The sequence below is a fragment of the Nostoc mirabile CHAB5784 genome, assembly GCF_020829645.1.
GTDB lineage: Bacteria > Cyanobacteriota > Cyanobacteriia > Cyanobacteriales > Nostocaceae > Nostoc > Nostoc mirabile.
In genome coordinates this window covers 1-4,289 of sequence record NZ_JAIVFS010000238.1, presented here as the reverse complement: position 1 = coordinate 4,289, position 4,289 = coordinate 1, and the positions used below count along the sequence as shown (strand labels likewise).

At 40.7% G+C, this 4,289-nt stretch carries 4 protein-coding genes; 3 read left to right on the top strand and 1 reads right to left on the bottom strand.

Translation table 11 applies throughout. The features are described from left to right. Nucleotides 1–205: 205 nt before the first annotated feature. Nucleotides 206–1,699, top strand: coding sequence for a thymidylate synthase (locus LC653_RS44875; RefSeq protein ID WP_229501688.1), 1,494 nt, complete (start codon nucleotides 206–208; stop codon nucleotides 1,697–1,699). A 238-nt stretch (nucleotides 1,700–1,937) separates the two neighbouring features. Next, a complete protein-coding gene (locus LC653_RS44870) occupies nucleotides 1,938–2,510 on the top strand; it encodes a deoxycytidylate deaminase (RefSeq protein WP_229501687.1) in 573 nt (190 codons plus the stop codon). Between the two features lie 53 nt (nucleotides 2,511–2,563). On the opposite strand, the gene LC653_RS44865 is transcribed toward LC653_RS44870, so the two are convergent. Next, nucleotides 2,564–3,100 (bottom strand): P-loop NTPase family protein, encoded by a 537-nt coding sequence (locus LC653_RS44865; RefSeq protein WP_229501686.1) that lies wholly within the window; start codon nucleotides 3,098–3,100, stop codon nucleotides 2,564–2,566. Between the two features lie 344 nt (nucleotides 3,101–3,444). Between LC653_RS44865 and LC653_RS44860 the strand changes: the two genes are divergently transcribed. After that, nucleotides 3,445–4,068, top strand: a complete 624-nt coding sequence (locus LC653_RS44860) for an adenylate kinase family protein (protein ID WP_229501685.1) — start codon at nucleotides 3,445–3,447, stop codon at nucleotides 4,066–4,068. Nucleotides 4,069–4,289 lie beyond the last annotated feature (221 nt).

Here is a 4,289-nt window from a genome sequence, read left to right as displayed (position 1 = left end):
CAGATATACTACAGAATTGTTAAAGGTCGCGGATGCTTTGAGGCTGACAAGATAATATTTTTAATCTCTAATTCCATTTGATTTGCGTTCTCTCATATCGCTTTTAGTCTAAACTCCAGTTCCAAAGCCTAGCTTAGATAAAACTAGTACTAATTTAGATTTAGTGATATAATAAAAGATTGTTAATTTTTATTTTTAGCCAATCATGACAGCAACGGGTAAGGCAACCCAATTCGAGTACAAAGCACTGTACAAGCCCAACCAGCTTATTTATGGTCTAGGTCAGACGGCAGTGATTACAGGATGGACGGTAAAGCAGGCGATCGCTAAACACTTGCAACCCGAAGATTATGCTGTAATTGGGCAACTATACTCGCCCACAAGGGGCATAAACTTACTAATTCGCAATTTGCTGTTTAATCCCCACGTCCGCTTTTTGGTTGTTCTCAATGCCACAAGGGAAGATAATAACGCGGGTGCGTGTCAGTGCTTACTGGACTTTTTCCGTAATGGCTTTAAAGAAGGTGTTTGTGATACTGGGTTGCGTTGCTGGGTAATTCGCTCCCCTATCCCTGGATATATTGATCTTGAAGTGAAAGCTAGTGATTTAGAACACCTGCGGCATTCTATAGATTGCAAAGAAGTCAAATCAATTGTTGAGGCAGTTAGTCTAGTTAAATCTTATGCCCAATTAGAAGCACTTTCTCCTTGGGGTTCGCGGTTAGAATTTCCCATGTCTATTGTTGAACCAAGTGTTTTACCAGGGCCACGCTACGGGCATCGAATAGAAGGTAAAACTATAGCCGAAACTTGGGTAAAAATCATTCATCGGATTAAGACAACAGGAACAATTAGACCAACTGGCTATGATGGGCAATGGCAAGAATTAATTGATTTAATGGCAATTGTTACTGATGAACCTCCTAAATTCTACTTTCCTGAGCCTAATTATTTGCCAGTTGACCCTCCCTTTCTTGAAGAATATACTTCACAGATTTTAGATGATGCACCCTATCGAGAAGGGTTGAAATATACGTATGGTCAACGTTTGCGTTCCTGGTTTAAGGATGATCAAATTGACCAGGTAATTAAGAAGTTAATTGGAGAAATTGATGCCGCTAGTGCAGTTATGAATTTATGGGATGTAAAAGACCATGAAAAAGGTGGTAGCCCTTGTCTAAATCATATTTGGTTGAGAGTGGTTGATAATGAATTATCCCTAACTGCAACTTTTAGAAGTAATGATATGTTTGCCGCCTGGCCTGCAAATGCAATGGGATTGAGGGCTTTGCAACAACATATTAGGGATGAAATTGCTCAACGTTCTGAGTATGACTTGAAAATGGGGCCACTCATAACTATTAGTCAGTCTGCTCATATATATGATGATACTTGGGACAATGCAGAGAGGCTAATTGCAAATCAATACGCTGCAATTTTTAATCAGCGTAGCTATTATGACCCCTCCGGCAATTTCCTAATTGAGGTTGATGGCAAAGAGATATTCGTTACCCACACAACTCCTGGTAGTGGTGAGGTGATTAAGTCTTATCGTGGGAAAAAGCCCCTTAGCTTATTAAGAGAGATTTGTGCTACCTCTCCAGCAATTCAGCCTGAACATACTGGTTATTTAGGTATCGAACTGCAAAAGGCTAGTAACTGTATTAAAAGTGGCAAGGCTTATATTCAGGATCAGTAAATTAAAAAACTGTAATTCATATAAATAACTAGCAATGCTAGTGTGGATATCGCCGTACTAAAGACTTGATCTTCTTCGTGGACGACCTAATCGCCACGAAATCGATGATTTTTTTAATCAACACGATCATGAAGATGCTTTGAATCAGCTTAAAAATATTTTGCCGAAGTGGAACCCAGAGCATCCACAGTTTCCGTTGTCAGCAAGGCAGTAGGATAAAGTTTGAAATTGACAGATTATGCAAGATATTTCCTCAATCGACGAACGCTATCAAAGACCAACATGGGATGAATACTTTTTGATGTTGGCTAAACTTGCAGCAACTCGCTCAACGTGTTTAGCTTTTCCCGTGGGTGCTGTGATTGTGAAAAACAAGCAGGTGGTGGCAACAGGTTACAATGGCTCACCATCGGGTTCAGCACATTGTACGACTCAGGGCTACTGTTATCCAGGATTGAGTAGCTGTGATGCTAGTAAAACTTTACCATCAAGGGCTGTACACGCGGAAGCAAATGCGATCGCACAAGCTGCAAAGCATGGGACTTCTACAGATGGTGCAAGTATTTACGTCACTCTAGAACCTTGTCTGTCTTGTTTGAAATTAATTATCTCCGCAGGAATTAAGGAAGTGTTTTATGAAACTTCTTTCAATAGCGGCGATAAAGCATTAGTGAGAGATTCTTTTGTGAATGAAGGTCTAGTCACCCTTAAACAGATTCAGTTATCTCAAGTAACGGCACAACAAGCTTCTCAATTTCTCCTCAATCCCACATCTGTAGCTAGAACAGTAAGGTGTGTTCATGAACTTTAACACACCCTCTTCTTGAAGATTATTAAATCCAAAATCTCAAAGCCTGAGATTATTTAAGGGCGATAACTCCGGCGGATTTCTGTAATTTGATCTGCTACATCAAGAAGAGATTTTGGCATCTCTGGCCCTGTGAGAATGATATCAACGTGGGGAGGGCGTTTTGCCAGAAACGCTAAAACTTCAGTTTCAGGAATTAAACCAAAGTTAATCGCTAAACTTAACTCATCTAAGACAACGAGAGAATACTTACTTTCACACACTACCTGCTGTGTATACTGCCACAGTTTTTGTAAAGCTTGATTTTCAGCATCGTCTAAATGTGGTGTATCAATACAACGAGGCAAATCACAGCGAATCCAATCTAAATTTTGTCCTAGTTGTATAGGTCGATCGTGTCCTTGACGAATGCCTCCTTTGAGGAACTGCACTATTAATACTGGCGTTCCTTGTCCAGCTATTCTCAGTGCTTGAGCCATAACGCTCGTAAAAAAATTGCGATGGGAGCTAGTGAAAACTTGCACTAGTCCTTCCACTGGATATGGTAAGGTAAGGGGTGAATTTATACTTGAAGTTTCTAGCTGGGCAACCATAGGGTAAAGTTCAAAAAATTACAATAAATTAAATGTTTGGGCTGGCGGTACTTATTATAAGTCTGCCTGTATAATCTATCTGTTTTTCCCAAGTGTGGTGAATTTGGCAAATTGCATTCTTAGTCAAACACTAGGTTTGTACTGAAGTCAAGAGTTATGTTGATTTAAATTTTCGTCTTCTCTCGGAAAGGAGTTGTAAAAATGAAAACATTAGAGTTACAGTTCCAATTATTTAAAAAAGCTAGGCATAACGTCTGAAAACTGCTAAATGTTAGATTTATCGGTTGTTTGGGCAAAACAGACTTAGCAAGTAGTGAATTTGACAGGATGAGGAGTAAATTGTTGTGAGATTGGTGATTCTGGGAGGTTCAGGATCGGGTAAAAGCACTCAAGCACAAAGGCTTTGTAGATACTTTGATATTCCGATGATTTCTACAGGTGAGATTTTACGGGAAGCGATATCTGGCGATAAGCTCCTCCCGGAGTTGCAATGGTCGGAAGCTGATCCCCGGACTTCTCTTTCGGTTTACGCTAGCCTGAGTGAACTAGGTTACCACGCACGGCCCTATATGCAAAAAGGGGAATTGGTTCCAGATGAAATGATCGTTGAATTGATCCGAATTCGCCTCAGACAAGCAGATATTAACTGCGATTGGGTCTTAGAGGGCTATCCCCGTACTGCTTTTCAAGCTGAAGAATTAGATTTTTTATTGGATAATTTAGAGCAAAAGCTAGATTGGGCAATTTATCTACAAGTGTCGGAAGCAGTCATGGTTAGCCGCTCTTTGGGGCGATCGCTACCAGATGACCAACCAGAAATCGTCCAACGCCGTGTAGAATTATTCTACGATCGCACCATTCCCATCCTAGAATATTACGACCGTCGTCGCCGCTTATTGACCATCAACGGCGACCAGTCACCAGATATGGTGCAGCAAAATATTTTGACTTTGCTTTCAGTTCCTTAGATAAAAAAGCAGGGGGACAAGGGAGAATTATTGAACAAGTTTCCTTGTCTCTTCCCACTCCCCACTTCTTACTCAGATGATTTGCAATACGAAGTTGACACTCCCCGCTCTAAAGAGACGGGGATTCTTTAATCAAAGACATGACTTGCTCATCCAGGATTACTCCAACATGAGTAGAGGACTCATCTCCTAAAGCGGGGAAGAGCATCAAGTGCAAAAGT

Excerpts from the sequence above, each read along its gene's own strand:
- LC653_RS44870 (WP_229501687.1), top strand. The coding sequence starts at position 1,938 with ATGCAAGATATTTCCTCAATCGACGAACGCTATCAAAGACCAACATGG.
- LC653_RS44865 (WP_229501686.1), bottom strand. The coding sequence starts at position 3,100 with ATGGTTGCCCAGCTAGAAACTTCAAGTATAAATTCACCCCTTACCTTA.
- LC653_RS44875 (WP_229501688.1), top strand. The coding sequence starts at position 206 with ATGACAGCAACGGGTAAGGCAACCCAATTCGAGTACAAAGCACTGTAC.